The sequence below is a fragment of the Streptomyces sp. NBC_01142 genome (genome assembly GCF_026341125.1).
Lineage (GTDB): Bacteria > Actinomycetota > Actinomycetes > Streptomycetales > Streptomycetaceae > Streptomyces.
The window spans coordinates 687,194-702,829 of the sequence record NZ_JAPEOR010000003.1 but is presented as its reverse complement, the minus strand read 5'-3'; the positions used below and the strand labels follow the sequence as shown (position 1 = coordinate 702,829).

Below are 15,636 nucleotides of genomic sequence, written 5' to 3'. Positions count from 1 at the left end.
GCGAGCTCGACGTCACGCGCCGTGTCCCCGCACGACGGCCTCGAAACAGCCCGACCCGCCTGACCGACAGCGCTCGGGGGTCGCTGGGTCAGGGCAGCGTCCAGATCTGGGTCGTCACGACGTAGAAGACAACGCCCCAGAACACGGTCACCGCGGCGACGATGCCGAGGCCGACGAGGTTGGTCTTCGCCGCCGGTACGTCCGGTGACGGCCGCAGCCATCGCTTGAGCAGCCGGTTCACGTAGTAGGGCATCGTGAAGAAACTCATGATGAAGCTCGAGAACAGGTTGCCCACAAGCAGCCCGAACCAGAGCGGCATCGTCAGCGGCGACAGGGCGAGCGTCAGCAGCACAACGGTCGGGTACAAGCCGACCCAGACCGCGATGGCCGTTTTGGTTTCCGAGGGCGGCGGCGCTTCCTTGCCGTCCTCGTCGAAGGCGAACCAGCTGCCGAACGAGTTGTCGATCGTGCGCAGTTTGTAGTCGTTGAACTTCTCGCCTTCAGCGAGGACTTCCTGCCGCTTGGTCGACGTCAGCCAGGCATCGAGGTGCTCGGCGTTGTCGAATCGGTACAGCGTGGTCCATTCGTCCTGAAGTCCCTCGATCGGGCGGAAAAGCTCGGTACCGCGAAAGCCTTCGAAATTGCTCTCCTCCTGACTCATGCGGCGCTGCCAATCGAGAAAGTCGTCGACGTGGTTCGGGTGGACGCGGTGGGAAACCACAACGGTCACCAGCGGATCCGGTGGTTGCGTGCCGCCGCTGACAACCTGCTGGGTTGCGGGTCCGTCAAAATATTTGCTGCCAATATCGAGAAGTCTCTGCCTGGTTGCGCTGTTGATCCACGCTTGCAGATTGGCTATCGAGTCGAATCGGTATACGATAACCCAGTCGGGTTGCAGGGGTGTCGGCGGGGAGATCTCGGTGCCGAGGTACCCGGCGTAGTCGGCGGCAGCGGCGTTGACGTCCTCCTGCCACGTTTGGAACTCCCCCTCCAGTCCGGGCAGAACCTTCTGACCGATGATTCCCGTCGCCATGGCGTCTTCGAGCTTTTCAGTGTTCATCTGATCAGGCCTTCGACACCGACTGGATCTCGTTGAGCCGGCTGTAGATTCGTTCCGGAGTCAGGGGCAGCCCGCGGTAGCGGACGCCCGTGGCGTCGTGGAGCGCATTAGCCAACGCGGGAGCCACCGGGTTGATACAGCATTCCGCCATCCCCTTCGACCGCATGGGCCCAAAGGAATCCGATGAGTCCACCAGGAGCACTTCGGTGCGGGGGGTATCGGCGTAGGTGGGGATGCGGTAGTTGCGGAAGTTCGGGTTGACCATGACACCGTTCGCGTCGACGTGGTAATTCTCGGTCAGCGTGAAGCCGATTCCCTGGGCGACACCTCCTTCTACCTGTCCCCGTACTTGCGCGGGGTTGATGACTACGGCAGCGTCGGTCGCCTGGACGCTGTAAAGGATACGGATCTCACCCGTCACCCGATGGACGGCGATTCGGAACCCCTGCGTATTGGAGGTGACGCTCCGGGGTGAGCCGTAGGCCTTGCGGGCGGCGGTGAATCGAATTCCGCGCGCTCGGGCCAATGCGACGAGCTCGGCCAACGACACGCGCTGGTCGCCGCAGACGACACTCTCGTCATCCATCGAGCACATCACGAGATGGACACCCGTGTGAGCGGCAGCAAATTCCAGGATGCGATCACGCACAGCATTGGCCGCTCGAAGTACCGCGTTCCCCGACACAAAGAGACCTGCGCTCGCAAAGGCGCCGGTGTCGAATCCCGTGCGGTCGGTGTCGGACTGCACCAGGCGAATCCGCGACGTTGTCGTGCCCAGCTGGTTTGCCGCGATCTGGACATGCGCGGTCGACGTACCCTCGCCGAATTCGACTGTTCCGACGGCCAACTCGTACATGAGGTCGTCGCCGAGCGTGACCCAGGCCTCGGAGATGTGCTCGGTTGGGGGCGCGGTCTCGTGCAATGAACTCGCGACGCCGGCCCCTACGAGCCACCCGGGGCCGGGGGACGGCTCATCGGCTGTGCGGGCCATGGCTTCATCCACGAGATCGATGCACTTCGCGAGTCCGTCCTCGGTGAACATCACGTCGTCGGGGCCGTCGTGCGTGGCGACGAGCGGATCACCCGGTCGCACGATATTGCGTCGCCGCAGTTCGAGCGGATCGATGTGCAATGCGAGCGCCAGTTCATGCATCGCCGATTCCACGGCGAACGCCGGTTGCGTCATGCCGTACCCGCGCAGCGCCCCGCTCGGAACGGTGTTCGTATAGACGGAGAACGCGTCGTACTTCTTGTTGGGGCAGCGGTAGATCATGACGGCGGCACCGCCTGCATAGAGCGTTTCGCCGCCGTGGTTGCCATAGGCGCCCGTGTTCGACACATTGCGGACCTGGAACGCCGTGAGCGTTCCGTCTGCCTTCGCGCCGAGCTTGACCGTCAACGTCATCGGGTGCCGTGGCGAAGCCGTGGTGAACTCCTCCTCGCGGGTGTACTCGAAGCAGACGGGCCGCCCGGTGTCCAGGGTGGCGAGTGCGACCAGATCCTCCGAGATCACTTCCTGTTTGCCGCCGAAGCCGCCGCCAACGCGTTGGCAGAACACGCGGAGCTGGTCGGGGCGCAGCGCGAACAGATAGGCGAGTTTGACCTTCGCGATCGACGGCGACTGCGAACTGGTGCGGACGATCAGACGACCGTTCTCCATCCAGGCAATCGAGCCGTGGGTCTCGAGATGCGCGTGCTGCACTCGTGGCGAGGAGTACGTGCCTTCGTGGATCACGTCGGCTTCGGCGAACCCCGCATCGACATCGCCGATGTGCGAATGGATCTCGAGCAGGATGTTCCGGACGGGATCGCGGACGAATGGAACGTCCGCGCCGTGCAGCTGTGGCGCCCCCTCGGCCATTGCCTCTTCGGGGCCGAATACTGCCGGCATTACCTCGTATTCGACAACGACCCTTCGGCAGCCCTCTTCTGCCGCCCCGGCCGTGTCGGCCAGGACCGCTACGACGCGTTGGCCGACGAAGCGGACTGTGTTGTCGAGGATGAAGGTGTCGTCCGGATCGACAAGGTGGTCGGTGTGAATCGCCGTAGTGAACCGCTTGCGCGGCACATCTTCCCAGGTGTAGACCCGATGCACGCCGGGAACTGCGAGTGCTGCGGTCTTGTCGATCGAGACGATCCGGGCGTGCGCGTGTGGCGAGTGCAGCACCTTGAGGTGCAGCATGCCTTCGATGCGGGTGTCCATCGTGAACTCGGCGCGACCGGTTACCACGTCGTTGGCTGCCGGCGCACTGACGCTCGTCCCGACGGCCTTTCCTGGCGCGGCTGTCTCTATGCCGACGACGCCCTTCACGGCATCCTCGATCCCTCGATAGCCGGTGCAGCGGCAGAGGTTGCCCTTCAACGCCCGCGGCAGGTCCTCCTTCTGGGCCTCGGTGAACGTTGCCGACGTCATGATCATCCCAGCGGTGCAGAAACCGCATTGGAACCCCGGGGCGTCGCGGAACTGTCGCTGCATCGGATGCAGGTTGCCAGGTGATCCAATACCCTCGATCGTCGTCACCTGGCGACCGTCCGCGCGGAAAGCGGGGGTGATGCAGCTGTGTACCGGATTACCGTCCAGCCACACTGTGCATGCACCGCAATCGCCTGCGTCGCAACCCTTTTTGACGCCATAGTGGCCGAGTGAGCGGAGGAAGGTGCGCAGGCACTGGCCGGGGTCCGGTTCTTCGTCGAAGCTCCTGCCGTTCACGAGATATGTCATGCCAGGCCCCCAGCCATGAGTTCGCGACGAATCTCTTCGGCGAAGTGCCTTGTCAGGTGGCGACGGTGGCCGGGGGTCCCATTGGGATCGGCCAACCAGACGTCGGCGGGGACAACGTCGATGCTCTGCTCCAGAGTTCGGGCATCCGGCATGGTGTCGAAAGCGATGCGCACAGGCAGTGCAGTGCCGGCTGTGACGGTGAGCAGCAGGTCGCTCGTTCCAGGCGTTTGAGTACCGATGAGGAATACCGTCGAACGGCCGAGGCGGGTGAGCGTGAAGCGGCGGTGCGCGCTGCGTTTCCTCAGAGCATGCGCCGGAATGTCGATGCGCCGCAGGATTTCCCCGGGAGTGAGAATGTTCCGATTGTTGCCGGTCACGAAGTCGAGGGCATCGACGATGCGCACGGACCCGTCAGGAGCCCACAGCTCGTACTCGGCCTCGAGTGCGACCGTCAGTGTGACCATGGGGCCGGCAGGCAAAGACATGCAGATATTTCCGCCGACGGTCGCCGAGTTCCAGACTTTGAACGAGGACAAGAACGCCTCGCAGCTCTTCGCGAAAAGGGTGCCCGCGATCCAATCATCCGGCAGCACAAAGGCGTACAGGTCGCGGATGGTGCACGTTGCGCCGATTTCGAGGCCGGCGTCGCTCGGGACGAGGGGATCCCAACGCAACGCTGTCAGGTCGATCAGGCGGCTCAGACGTGGCTGCTCCGCGGAGAACAGCCACGTTCCGCCTGCGAGCCAAGCGTCACCTTCGCGCCAGTCCGCGCCAGGCCGATTGGACGGTCGCCGGATGACTTCGGTGATGGTGTTGAGGTCCATGGGAACCGATCTCCCTCACGACGACAACCGCGCGACGGACCGCCTACCGAACTCGATCAACCAGCGCGTGGCGCCGCTCGCGTTCGCGGCAACGCCGGTATCTCTCCGATCGTGTTGTTGCAGGCAGGGCCGCGAACATGCTTCTTCGATTGCGGACATTCGACTCTGTACATTCGTCGAATGTCGACGGGTCACGATGCGCGCTGGAAGCGGCACAACCTCGAGCGACAGAATCGAATGTTGGCCGCTGCGGTCGGACTGCTCGAGGAAGGACCAGCGGGCGCAGAGATTCTTTTCAAGGATATCGCAGAACGGGCTGCCCTCGCCAAGTCAGGGCTTCGGCGTGATGTCTGGTTACTGGTGATGTGCTCGCCATGCCGAGTAGGGCCAGTGGGCGTAGGGCGTCCGCGGGCGTTTCGGCGCGCAGGGCGGCTGCGATGTGGCAGTATCCGGCGGCGCGCAGGACGCCGATGGCAAAGTTGCGCCAGGTCGCCATGGCGCGGGGCGCGTTGCCGGTACGTAGCTGGGAGCCGTCCTCAGCGAAGGTCACACATCGCGGATGTGGTGCAGGGATTCCCCAGCCCCATGGCCTCTGATCATGGTCGCGAGCCGGGCCGGCCGGCTCGGCGGGCGGGCTGGTGACCTCGTACACGGTCTTGCCCCTCTTGCGCGGCGGCGGCGTGACCGTCGGCCCTGTCCGTCCGTCTGGAAGGATCGGCTGGTGCTGCGAACCGTTGAGATCACCGCCGAACTGACGATCCCGCTCCCGAGCGAGCAATTCCACAACCTTCACTGGCAAAAGAAGCTCGAACTGAGCCTGGACTGCTTCATCTGCGGGCGCACCGGGCGCACCACTCACTTCGAGTACGGGGAGGAACGGGCTGTCTGCACGGGCGACGGGAGGTCCGAGCACCCCGCCGCGGCCCGCATCGCCGGCTTCGACGTCACCAGCGCGCAGGACCGGCTGATACTCCGGTCCGTCCTCGACTACTGGTGGGCACCCTTCCACGACGCCAAGCGGGACCGGCCGGCAACTGCGCTGACACGCGCCCCGTGGGCCCGTCTGTATGTGGGATACCTCTGCCCCCAGTCTCTCGAGACAGAGTCCTTCAGCATTCAGAGCAATGTGGTCCGCCCAGTGAACGAGGTCTGTGCTCACTGCGCGGCCCCGCTCGCTACCGACGCCCAGTCTCCCGGCATCCGGCTACTGACCTGAAACCGCTTTCGCTGAGATCTGAGAACTAGACCGCGCTGGACCCATCACTGAACGCGCCACGCCGAAGAGCAGGCGGAGTCGCAACCAGCTCTCAACAGCAGCAATCTTGGACCAACGATCTCGCTTCTGTGCCAACTGCAATCTTCGTCACGGCATGTGTGACCAAGACCAAAGTTGCTGACCTGCGGTGACCGGCAACAACGATCCACAGGCCGCACCCCGAAGTAGGCACACAGGTTGGCACTTTGATACAGCATCATCGGCAGGCGGGAGACCGCCCTCGCAGGCGGTGCCGGCGATCAGCCCGCTGATCTCATCAGGATGGTCGACGGCTTTCTCATCGCCCGGCCGCAGGAAACCGCGGCCCTGGCGCCGCGGATCTGGTCGGCGATGACGAACGCGTCCTACTCCTCCGTCTCGCCCTGGCCCCGGACAAGCTGAGAGTGGTGAAGTCTCGGGGCGACGTCCGGGGGCGGTTTCATCGCCGGCCACCAGCAGGGCACCCAGGTCACGCCACACTGCGCAGTCGGCCTCCGCGTCAGGACGCACCCGGCGTGAGCCATGCGCCTGCGCATGGCTCATGCGGCCAGATGAGCCGGCGCAGGAGGGGCAACGGTATGAAGTCGAGACTCGTTCGGACGCGTTGCGGCACGTCCGCTCGCTCACCCGGATCCCTTTGGCTTGAGTGAGCCCGTCATTCCGGCCGTCCCCCGGCGCCTTCCTGGTGCGTGCGGTGGTGTGTTCCGGACGCGCAATCCCGCAGGAGGTTCAGTGAGACTGTCACGATGGTGTACGAGCCTGGCGGCCCTGGGAGGCCTGGCCGGCTCCCTGGTACTCGGCGCTTCCGTCTCGTCTGCCGCGCCCGCGGACAAGGACGGCACCCAGGCAGCCCGGCCGACTGTGCCGGCACCGGGGCTGGTGGGGGCGCCGACACAGCTTGCGGACGAACACGACGGCCCCGGTCAGCCGCGTGTGTGCAAGGGGCTGGTGCCCGACCCCATCCCGCCGGCGTTGCGTGCGTACTACTTCTGCGGTGACTGGCGGCTGGGCCCCACGTTGCTGCCGACCCACGGCGCACTGCGGAGCATCCTCCACGGATACGAGCGGCTTGGTGGCCTCACCGCCGTGCGGTTCCTGGACAGGTGGTGGAATCCCGCCGGCGACTCGGGCCAGGGCGACTGGCGCTACCCGCCCGACGACGGCTACACGCACAGGAACCAAACGGTGCTCGCCGCCCCCCTGGTGCTCCATGCAGGCCTGAAGCTGGACCGCTTCGGCAGCGAAGCGGGCCGGTTCCTCGCCCCGGCAGGTACCAAGTACGGCAAGCGGTCGATCCCGCCTTCGGGTCTCAACACCATCGACCCGCGCTACCCGTACGACTACCACCTGTACCGGCTGGCCAAGGACGTCACGGTGTGCGCAGGAACGACCGCGCCCGGGTTCGAGCAACCGGGCCTGGGCACCCAGTACGTGACGTCGAGCCAGTTCTGCCCGGACATCCCCCGCACCACGGTGTCGGACCTGGTGCGCAACGGCACCTTGGTGCGGCTCAACAAGTGATCCTGCCGCCTCCGGCATCCGTGTACGATCCCGCAGAAGCCGGGCCCGGTCATGTCCGGGCCCGGCTTCTGTCCTGCTGAAAGACTGGCTGCATGGACCGGTTCGAGTTGTGCCAGGCCCTACGGGCAGCCGGGGTCCCCTCTGCGTACTACGAGATTCCGGACTGCCCCGGCGACTACCGCTCGGCGGACCGCTACTTCCTCGAGGAACGCGACGGGGACTGGGTCGTGGGCGTCCACGAGCGGGGGAGGCGAGAAGTCTTCGAACGGTTCGCCGATGAGGACCAGGCATGCAGCTGGATCTACGACCGCCTCACCGACGAGGGGCGACCTCGGTAGTGCCCACGCCCCTCTTTTGTGCCAACTGAAGATCCTCGTCACAGCATGTGTGACCACAATTTCTACGTGGCCCCAGGTGGTGTCTCCGACCTGCGGTCATGCCAAAGTATCTCGCACCACCGGCGACCCCAGTGTGCGGGCATGCCCCACACGTCCCTCCGTTGAGGAAGGGTTGTTTATCGGCCAACTTCTGAACCGAGAAGCATCGCCACATCCACTCCGCCCTCACAGTGGCCACACAGGTAATCCCTGTCCTGAGCACGGGCTTTGCGCACGCCGCATCGGGAGGATTCCCGTATGTGCTGCCGCGCCATAGGGTCCCGGACGCTGAAGTCACCTATTGCTCAAGGGTGTTGTCCTGTGCCTATGGTGTCGCCGCGCGCAAGGTGGATTGTGACCGCTCCGCCATGACGCACGCACATCAACCGGCGGCCGGGGGAACAGCGCCGCCACGGGGAGGGTTGGACCGTCATGCCGCGACACCGGCTCACTACGCACGCCGCCTCGGTCGGCGCCGCCTGCTACCCCTGCCCCCGCGCCGGGACAGCGGGCTGATCCGCGGGCATAGCCTCCGCCTCTTCGGACGGGTACCCCCGCCTGCCCTCATTTCGCTGTGCGGGATGACCCTTTTCCGCACCGGAACAGGGTCGTTCAAATCCAGATCACGTAGATCCACAACAAGCCCGGGCACACGGTCTACACGTCGCACCCAGAATGAGAGCCACAAAGCATTGGATCGCAAGGACATCTGGATCGACTTCGGCTTCAGCGGCCTCACCAAGTGGTTCGGCATCCCCTGGGCAGGCGAGTACACGCCACTCGAGATCGTCGTTGCCGCTGCCGACTGGGACGAAGGTGCCTACGCTCCCACCCTCCTGGAGGACGCCGTCAGGCTGCTGGAGTCGCCACTGTCCACCAGAGAGATCGACATTCTCTGGTGTGCGGCCGTGTGCAAGGAATACGTTCCGGGTGAGCGATGGATGGACGGTCGCGAATGGCTTCGCCAGATCGCGGACATCTGCCGGGAAAGGATCCGTCGGGACGACCCGCGATTCGATGCCCTCCCACCGGTGCCCGCGTGCGATCCGGAAGTCAAGGAAACGCGGTCCTCACCGAGGTGCGAACCCTCGCACCGGAGCTGGAGCGCGCCACGGCCGGCCACCCCTACCAAAGGGTGCCGGAAGTGGTCCCGGCGCTGGAACGGGTCGTCACCGAGGTCGACCCCGGCCTCGGGTTCCGGCTCTTCCTGCGGGTCCTCAAGGCGTACCTGGTGTACATCAGCGAGTCGCAGCACCTCCGGTACCTCGAGCTGGGCGAGAGATTCGGCTACAACGAGTCCGTTGTGGACGACGGCACTCTCCAGTTCATGCCGCGTGCGGACTGACCGCTGAGCACTGCCACCGAGGGCGGTATTCCGGTCTTCCCCGGGTACCGCCCTCAGGTCTTGGTTGTCCACCTTCCGAAGCAGGAGAATGAATCACGGTGCGGCCGCACCGGCACCTCGGTGCCGACATCGGGCTCAGCGGACTCATCAAGTGGATCCGCTACCCGCGCGTGAACAGTGAGGCCGCCGGCCTGGACGTCGTGACGAGCGTTGCTGACCGGTTCGACGGGGCTTTCGCCCACCAGCTTCTGCAGGACTGTCTCGTGCTCCTGGACTCACCGCTGTCCAGCCGGGACATCGAGATCCTGTGGCTGGCGGGGACGTTCCGGGAATTCGACCTGGAGCGCCTCGGGATCGACGGCCGGGTGTGGCTGCGCCGGATCGCTGACATCTGCATCGACAGGATCCGACGCGACGACCTCTCCTTCACCCCCGCCGCTGCCGCAACGGTGGTGGACGAGGCGATGAGGGAGGCGGTCCGCGCCGAGGTCAGGTCGGTCGGGCCTGCCTGGAGCAGGCCACGGCCCACCACTCCTACAGTCCGCTCGATGGTGTCGTCCCGGCCCTGCAACAGGCAGTGGACGTCGATGCGGACCTCGCGTTCCGGCTGTTGCTCCGGGCCGTGAAGGGGTACTTCGTGCCGATCAGCGAGACCCGTCACGAGCGCTACTTCGCGCTCGGGGACGAGCTCGGTCTCGGTGAGGACGTCGTCGACGACACTGATTTCAACATCTGGCCGGACCTGGCGGACTGACGGCGCGCAGGTAGCAGCAGACGCCTGATGCAGTGCCGACAGGCACGGGTTGCCCCTCACGACGAGGGAGGAGTACGCCCGGATCAACCGGGACGACGGGCGCCCGCGGTGTGCGGCGAACGCCTGAGGGATGTCGACCCCTCGTGCATACACCTCATGCGCCGGTTCGAGCCGAGCTCACGGGTGCGGTGCTGCGGGAACTACGGGAGGTGAAGCCGCTGCTGGCGGACAAGACCGTGAGTCCGCACCGGCACGGGATTCCGGGCACGACCGCGGCAACAGCGTTGGAGGAGGTCGCCACCCGGGTCGACCCCGACCTCGGATACCGGCTGTTCCTCCGGCTCCTGCGTGTTCTCTCCGTGCCGCTCGCCGAGGAGCAGTACGCCCGCTACCAGGCGCTTGGCGAAGAGTTCGGCTACGGCGAGTGCCACGTGTGCGACCGAGTGGAACAGTTCGTCCGGAACGGCTGACCCCCGGCGAGCTGGGGTGGGTGCTCGCCCCTCGCCGAGAATATTCTCCCTTTACGCCAACTTTGATTCTTCGTCACATCAACGTCGTACCCGCGGCATCCCCAGTCCGATCCAGGAGATGATTTCGCGCTGGATCTCGTTGTTGCCTCCGCCGAAGGTGAAAATGACGGCGGAGCGGTAGCCGCGCTCCAGCTCCCCGTGCAGAACCGCGCCCGCGGAACCCTCCTTGAGGGGGCCCGCCGCGCCGACGACCTCCATCAGCCAGGCGTAGGCGTCGCGGCGCGCCTCGGAGCCGTAGACCTTGACGGCGGAGGCGTCCTGCGGGGTGAGCGTGCCGTCCTGGACGGCGTCCACCATCTGCCAGTTGAGCAGCTTCATCGCGTCGAGCCTGGTGTGGGTCCTGGCGAGGCGTCCGCGTACCCAGCCGAGGTCGATGACGCGGCGGCCGTCGGCAAGCTTGGTGTCGGCTGCCCAGCGCTGGACGTTGTGGAGCGCGCGGATGGCCATGGTGCCGTGGGCGGCGAGGGTGACGCGCTCGTGGTTGAGCTGGTTGGTGATCAGCCGCCAGCCCCTGTTCTCCCGGCCGACGCGGCGGGAGGCGGGCACACGGATGTTCTCGTAGTAGCTGGCGGTGGTGTCGTGCGAGGCGAGAGTGTTGATGATGGTGCAGGAGTAGCCGGGGTCGGACGTCGGGACCAGCAGCATCGTGATGCCCTTGTGGGGCGGGATCCCTTCTTCGGCGGCGGCGGTGCGACAGGCGAGCCAGACCCAGTCGGCGGTGTCGCCGTTGGTGGTCCAGATCTTCTGCCCATTGACGGTGTACGTCCCATTCTCCTCGTCGCCCTCGCGTACGGCGCGGGTCTTGAGCGCGGCGAGGTCGGTGCCCGCGTCGGGCTCGCTGTAGCCGATCGCGAAGTCGATCTCCCCGGAGAGGACCTTCGGCAGGAAGTACGCCTTCTGCTCGTCCGTTCCGAACTGCATGATCGTCGGGCCGACGGTGTTGAGCGCCATCAGCGGCAGCGGTACACCAGCCTGGGCGGCCTCGTCGAAGAAGATGAACTGCTCCATGGGGCTCAGTCCGCGGCCGCCGTACTCCTGGGGCCAGCCGACGCCGAGCCAGCCGTCCGTGCCGAGCCGGCGGACCGTCTCGCGGTAGAAGCGCTTCTGCTCACTGGGGTCGGCGTAGCGGGCGTAGACGTTGTCCGGCACCAGTTCGGCGAAGTACGTGCGCAGTTCGGCGCGCAACTGCTGCTGCTCAGGCGTGTATTCGAGGTGCACGGCCCCTCCAGGAGTCTCGCGGTCCGTCCGTTGCGCGGCGCACACAGTAGAACGTGTTGCAAGAATCCGGAAGGGTCACCGCGTCAGCGAGGACGCCTCTCCGACCGCTGCGAGAAGTTGCAGGGGCCACTCGGGGTCCGCCTGGCCGACGGCGAGCGCGAGCCACCGGTCACCGGGGACGGGCCGCCAGACCTGCATGCTGCCCGCGAGGTTGCTCAGCAGTCCCAAGGGCCCCGGCGTCTCGTGGTCGCGATCGTCGACGGCGAGATACGGCCAGAGGCCGACGGTCTCCTGCTCACCCCAGCGCCCGGTCAACTCCGCGGCCACGGCGGCACGTTCGGCTTCTACGGCAGTCTCCGCCGCCTCCACCGTCTCCTCGCTGCGGTCGTCCCAGAAGTCCTGGCTGCGGAGCAGTGTGACGAAGTGATAGCCGGGCCCGCTCCAGTCGCCGTTGCGCAGTCTCCGCTCCGCATCGGGGAACGGGAGGGCGGTCAGGGAGTCGATGACCGACAGATGGTCTTCGGTGGAGCGGGGCTCGTCCTGGCTCGGCATGGGCAGAGCCTAGTCAGGCTGCCCAACCGACCTGTACAGAGCGTCGATCAGGGCCATCTTGCGGGGGTCGTCGGCGATATGGGGGCCCATGCGGTTCATGACGTACCCCAGACTGATGCCCGCCTCCGGGTCGGCCATTCCGCACGAACCGCCGAAGCCGTCGTGGCCGAAGGCCCGCGGGTTGGGGCCGTACGAGCCGTTCCGGCCGCTCAGCCAGAGACCGAGTGCCACTTCGGTGTCGTGCTCGAAGCCCACTCCCAGCACCAGGTCCCGGCAGCTGCCCTGGCCTTCGCGGACCCGTTCGGCGGCCTCGGGGGAAAGGACACGCCGGCCTGCGTACTCTCCCCGGCCCGCGAGGATGCCGTACAGCGCGGCGACCGCGCGGGCGGTGCCGTGGCCGTTCGCGGCCGGAAGCTCGGCGGCGCGCCAGGCCGCCGTGTTGGCGTCGGCCGCACGGGTGATGGGGTTGATCAGAGCTGCCAGGGCGACCGGCTGCATCTGGGCGAAGATGGCCGCCTGTTCACTGGCGGCCGCGGCCGGCGGATGCACCAGTTCGGCGGCGCGCCCGGCCTCCTTCTCCGGCAGGCCGATGGTGAAGTCGATGCCGAGCGGACCCGTGATCTCCTGGTGCAGAAACTCTCCGGGGAGCTGTCCCGTGATGCGCCGGATCACCTCGCCGACCAGGAAGCCGTACGTCATCGCGTGGTATCCGGACTGCGTGCCGGGCTCCCACCAGGGCTCGGTGGCCGCCAGCCGGGCGCAGGTCAGCTCCCAGTCGTAGAGCTCGGCGAGCGTGTGCGGCTCGCGCAGTCCGGCCAGGCCGGCACGGTGGGAGAGCAGCTGGCGTACGGGAACGGCCTCCTTTCCGGCTGCGGCGAACTCCGGCCAGTACAAGGCGACCGGAGCGTCCAGGTCGAGCAGCGCCCGGTCCGCCAGCAGATGCGCGCACAGCGCCGTCGGCCCCTTGGTCGTCGACCACACGTTGACGAGGGTCTCGCGCTCCCACGGGCGGCTGCGTGCGGCGTCGGCCCAGCCGCCCCACAGGTCGACGACCTTCTCCCCGTCGTGCAGCACGGTGACGGCCGCGCCCAGTTCGCCGCGCTCACGGAAGTTCTCCTCGAAGGCGGCACGCACCGCCCGGAAGCGGTCGTCGCAGTGGCCTTCGATCCGGGGTGCGTGCTCTGACATGGGGCCTCCGTCGCCTCGGGCCGGCTGCCCGGCCTGCCGGTACCCGGCTTCCCCTGAACATACCGACTGGTCGGACAGGCGGAAAGAGGGCGTACGGAAGGCGCGCCGGGCTCCAGCCCCGCCTGGCGGTGGCGAAGCCGGTTCCGCCCGCGACCGGCCGTCGGGCGTCAGCGCTCGGGGCGGAGCAGCAACAGTGCCGTGTCGTCGCTGCGTTGGCCGACGCCTGCGGCATGGCCGAGCAGGCTGTCGGCCAGCGCCTCGAGCGGCTGGTCCGCGGCGCGCGCGAGCAGTGCGGCCACGTCGGCCAGGGCCGCGTCGACGTCGACCCCCGGCGCTTCGATCAGCCCGTCCGTGTACAGGACCAGTACCGATCCGGGCCCCAGCGGCACCGCGGTGGTGGGGTAGACGGCCGACCGTTCGATGCCGAGCAACGGACCGCCGGCCAGGTCCAGTACATGGACCCCGCCGTCCGGGTCGCGCAGCAGCGGCTGCGGGTGTCCGGCGCGGGCCAGCAGGGCCCGGTGGCCGGGTAGATCGAGGCGGAGGAAGACACAGCTGGCGAGCAGTTCCGCATCGAGGTCGATCAGCAGCCGGTTGGTGCTCGCTATGACTTTGCCGGGCGACTGACCGACGGCCGTGTAGGCGCGGACGGCGGTACGGACCTGACCCATGAGACCGGCGGCGGCGACGTTGTGGCCCTGTACGTCGCCGACGACGGCCGCTGCCGTGTCTCCGGTGCGTATCAGGTCGTAGAAGTCGCCGCCGATGTCCATGCCCTGAGTTCCCGGCAGATACCGGGCGGCGACCTCCAGACCGGGCAGGGCGGGCAACGAGTGCGGCAGCAGCGCCGATTGCAGACCGTTTGCCAGCCGGAGCTTGGCGTCGTAGAGACGGGCGCGTTCCAGGGCCTGGGCGATGAGACCGCCGAGGCTGGTCAGCACGGCTCGCTCGTCGGCGGAGAAGTGGTGCGGACCGAGGTAGCCGAGGACACAGGTGCCCACGGGACGGCCGGAGGCGATCAGCGGCAGATAGGCCCATGCGGCCATGCCGTCCCGGGCCGCGAAGCGCGCGGGATAGATCTGCTCCAGCTGCGTGCGCGACTCGAAGAAGGACGGCACCCCGGTCGCCAGTGCCCGTGCGCCCGGCGTCTGGGCGGCCAGCGGCATACCGTCGAACCGCTCCACGAGGGCCGCGTCCTCGTAGCCCCGATGCCCCAGGACGCGCAGTCGCCCGCCCTCGGGCGCCAGCATGACCAGCGACCGGCTCCCGACCGCCGGCATGATCTCGCCGGCGACCAGATCGATCACGTCGGAGACGCCCACCGCCTCCGTCAGCGCGCTGGCCAGGTTGAGGAGATGGGAGATGGCGACGAGGCGCGCCGGGGGCTCCGAAGGCACGTCCGAGGGTATGTCCTGGACCGTTCCCCGGGCCGGGGTGATGTGCACACTGACACCGCTTCTGCTGGGGTGGAGGCGGAACATCAGCCACTCCTGCGGCGGGCGCAGCGCCACGAACGACGTGGTGTCCTGGCTGATCAGCGCCGCCCGGTAGCGGTCTTCGTACACCGGGTCGTTCAGCCAGGGCAGTGCGGTCCACAGCTGGGTGCCGAGCAGTTGTGCGACCGGTGTGCCGACGAGCGCGCCCGTGGCGGTGTTCGCGTACGTCACGCGTCCGTTCACGTCCAGGGAGCACATTCCGTCGGGTATGCGTGTCAGCATGCGCACAGCCTCGATCGCGCCGGTCGTCCCGGCCATCGCGGCGGGTCCGAGGAAGTCGGCCTCGGGAACGGCGGGACGGCCCTGCTCGGCGGCCCGCTGCAGCCGCAGGGCGAGGCGGTCGCAGGCCGAGATGAGACGGCCTCGTTCGGTGGTGGTGATGTCGGGGGGATGCGAGCCGGGCCAGGTGACGAACACGGCTCCGTACGCGACGTCGGCGGTCGCCACGGGGAGGGCCGCGAGGGCGAACGGATAGGGCAGGACGACGGCGATCCGCGGATAGCGGCCGGCCATTTCCTCCTCGCCCGAGACCCAGATCAGCCGCCGTTCACGCAGAGCGTCGGCAACAGGGAGGGGCGAGCTCAGCGAGATCCGTTCCCAGGGCGCGGCGAAGGACCGGGGCAGCCCGGCCATGACGGCCATCTCGAGGACCTGCTCGCCCGGGGGCAGCAGGTATACGGCCCCGGAGTGGGCATGGACGTCGTCCATCATGGCGGCCAGGGCGAGCGACAGGAGGGGATAGGAGCCCTCGCCCTCGCCGCCCGGCGGCGGGGGCCCGGAGGCGAGCCGATCGG

At 67.3% G+C, this 15,636-nt stretch carries 12 protein-coding genes and 1 pseudogene; 6 read left to right on the top strand and 7 right to left on the bottom strand.

Going from position 1 to position 15,636, the window contains the following annotated elements:
* Window positions 1-88: 88 nt before the first annotated feature.
* The 3 genes and pseudogenes from OG883_RS37245 to OG883_RS47055 form a co-directional block, all read right to left on the bottom strand.
* Window positions 89-1,060, bottom strand: a complete 972-nt coding sequence (locus OG883_RS37245) for an antibiotic biosynthesis monooxygenase (RefSeq protein WP_266551108.1) — start codon at window positions 1,058-1,060, stop codon at window positions 89-91.
* A gap of 4 nt (window positions 1,061-1,064) precedes the next feature.
* Window positions 1,065-3,782 carry a molybdopterin-dependent oxidoreductase gene (locus OG883_RS37240; RefSeq protein WP_266551106.1) on the bottom strand — a complete coding sequence of 906 codons (2,718 nt, stop codon included), beginning with the start codon at window positions 3,780-3,782 and terminating at the stop codon, window positions 1,065-1,067.
* A gap of 323 nt (window positions 3,783-4,105) precedes the next feature.
* Window positions 4,106-4,606, bottom strand: a pseudogene (locus tag OG883_RS47055) (FAD binding domain-containing protein); the annotation flags it as partial.
* 721 nt (window positions 4,607-5,327) lie between these two features.
* Here OG883_RS47055 and OG883_RS37230 point away from each other — a divergent pair.
* The 6 genes from OG883_RS37230 (at window position 5,328) to OG883_RS37205 (ending at window position 10,328) form a co-directional block, all read left to right on the top strand.
* Window positions 5,328-5,822, top strand: a complete 495-nt coding sequence (locus tag OG883_RS37230; protein WP_266551103.1) for a hypothetical protein — start codon at window positions 5,328-5,330, stop codon at window positions 5,820-5,822.
* Between the two features lie 771 nt (window positions 5,823-6,593).
* Window positions 6,594-7,382 (top strand): TNT domain-containing protein, encoded by a 789-nt coding sequence (locus tag OG883_RS37225; RefSeq protein WP_266551102.1) that lies wholly within the window; start codon window positions 6,594-6,596, stop codon window positions 7,380-7,382.
* A 92-nt stretch (window positions 7,383-7,474) separates the two neighbouring features.
* The gene (locus tag OG883_RS37220) at window positions 7,475-7,720 is read left to right on the top strand and encodes a hypothetical protein (protein ID WP_266551100.1); all 246 of its coding nucleotides are present in this window, start codon (window positions 7,475-7,477) and stop codon (window positions 7,718-7,720) included.
* 1,078 nt (window positions 7,721-8,798) lie between these two features.
* Window positions 8,799-9,104 (top strand): hypothetical protein, encoded by a 306-nt coding sequence (locus OG883_RS37215; RefSeq protein WP_266551098.1) that lies wholly within the window; start codon window positions 8,799-8,801, stop codon window positions 9,102-9,104.
* Window positions 9,105-9,202: 98 nt separating this feature from the next.
* The gene (locus OG883_RS37210; RefSeq protein ID WP_266551096.1) at window positions 9,203-9,730 is read left to right on the top strand and encodes a hypothetical protein; all 528 of its coding nucleotides are present in this window, start codon (window positions 9,203-9,205) and stop codon (window positions 9,728-9,730) included.
* Window positions 9,731-10,001: 271 nt separating this feature from the next.
* A complete protein-coding gene (locus OG883_RS37205; protein ID WP_266551095.1) occupies window positions 10,002-10,328 on the top strand; it encodes a hypothetical protein in 327 nt (108 codons plus the stop codon).
* 78 nt (window positions 10,329-10,406) lie between these two features.
* Here OG883_RS37205 and OG883_RS37200 read toward each other — a convergent pair whose 3' ends face one another.
* The 4 genes from OG883_RS37200 to OG883_RS37185 form a co-directional block, all read right to left on the bottom strand.
* A complete protein-coding gene (locus OG883_RS37200) occupies window positions 10,407-11,606 on the bottom strand; it encodes an acyl-CoA dehydrogenase family protein (protein WP_266551093.1) in 1,200 nt (399 codons plus the stop codon).
* A gap of 75 nt (window positions 11,607-11,681) precedes the next feature.
* Window positions 11,682-12,158, bottom strand: a complete 477-nt coding sequence (locus OG883_RS37195; RefSeq protein ID WP_266551091.1) for a hypothetical protein — start codon at window positions 12,156-12,158, stop codon at window positions 11,682-11,684.
* 9 nt (window positions 12,159-12,167) lie between these two features.
* Entirely contained in the window at window positions 12,168-13,346 is a 1,179-nt protein-coding gene (locus OG883_RS37190) for a serine hydrolase domain-containing protein (RefSeq protein WP_266551089.1), read from the bottom strand.
* Window positions 13,347-13,513: 167 nt separating this feature from the next.
* A complete protein-coding gene (locus tag OG883_RS37185; RefSeq protein ID WP_266553164.1) occupies window positions 13,514-15,553 on the bottom strand; it encodes a SpoIIE family protein phosphatase in 2,040 nt (679 codons plus the stop codon).
* Between the last annotated feature and the right edge of the window lie 83 nt (window positions 15,554-15,636).

What these genes read in the sequence shown, in the direction of transcription:
- OG883_RS37245 (WP_266551108.1), bottom strand. Translation starts at nt 1,060, where the DNA reads ATGAACACTGAAAAGCTCGAAGACGCCATGGCGACGGGAATCATCGGT.
- OG883_RS37190 (WP_266551089.1), bottom strand. Translation starts at nt 13,346, where the DNA reads ATGTCAGAGCACGCACCCCGGATCGAAGGCCACTGCGACGACCGCTTC.
- OG883_RS37185 (WP_266553164.1), bottom strand. Translation starts at nt 15,553, where the DNA reads ATGATGGACGACGTCCATGCCCACTCCGGGGCCGTATACCTGCTGCCC.
- OG883_RS37240 (WP_266551106.1), bottom strand. Translation starts at nt 3,782, where the DNA reads ATGACATATCTCGTGAACGGCAGGAGCTTCGACGAAGAACCGGACCCC.
- OG883_RS37195 (WP_266551091.1), bottom strand. Translation starts at nt 12,158, where the DNA reads ATGCCGAGCCAGGACGAGCCCCGCTCCACCGAAGACCATCTGTCGGTC.
- OG883_RS37220 (WP_266551100.1), top strand. Translation starts at nt 7,475, where the DNA reads ATGGACCGGTTCGAGTTGTGCCAGGCCCTACGGGCAGCCGGGGTCCCC.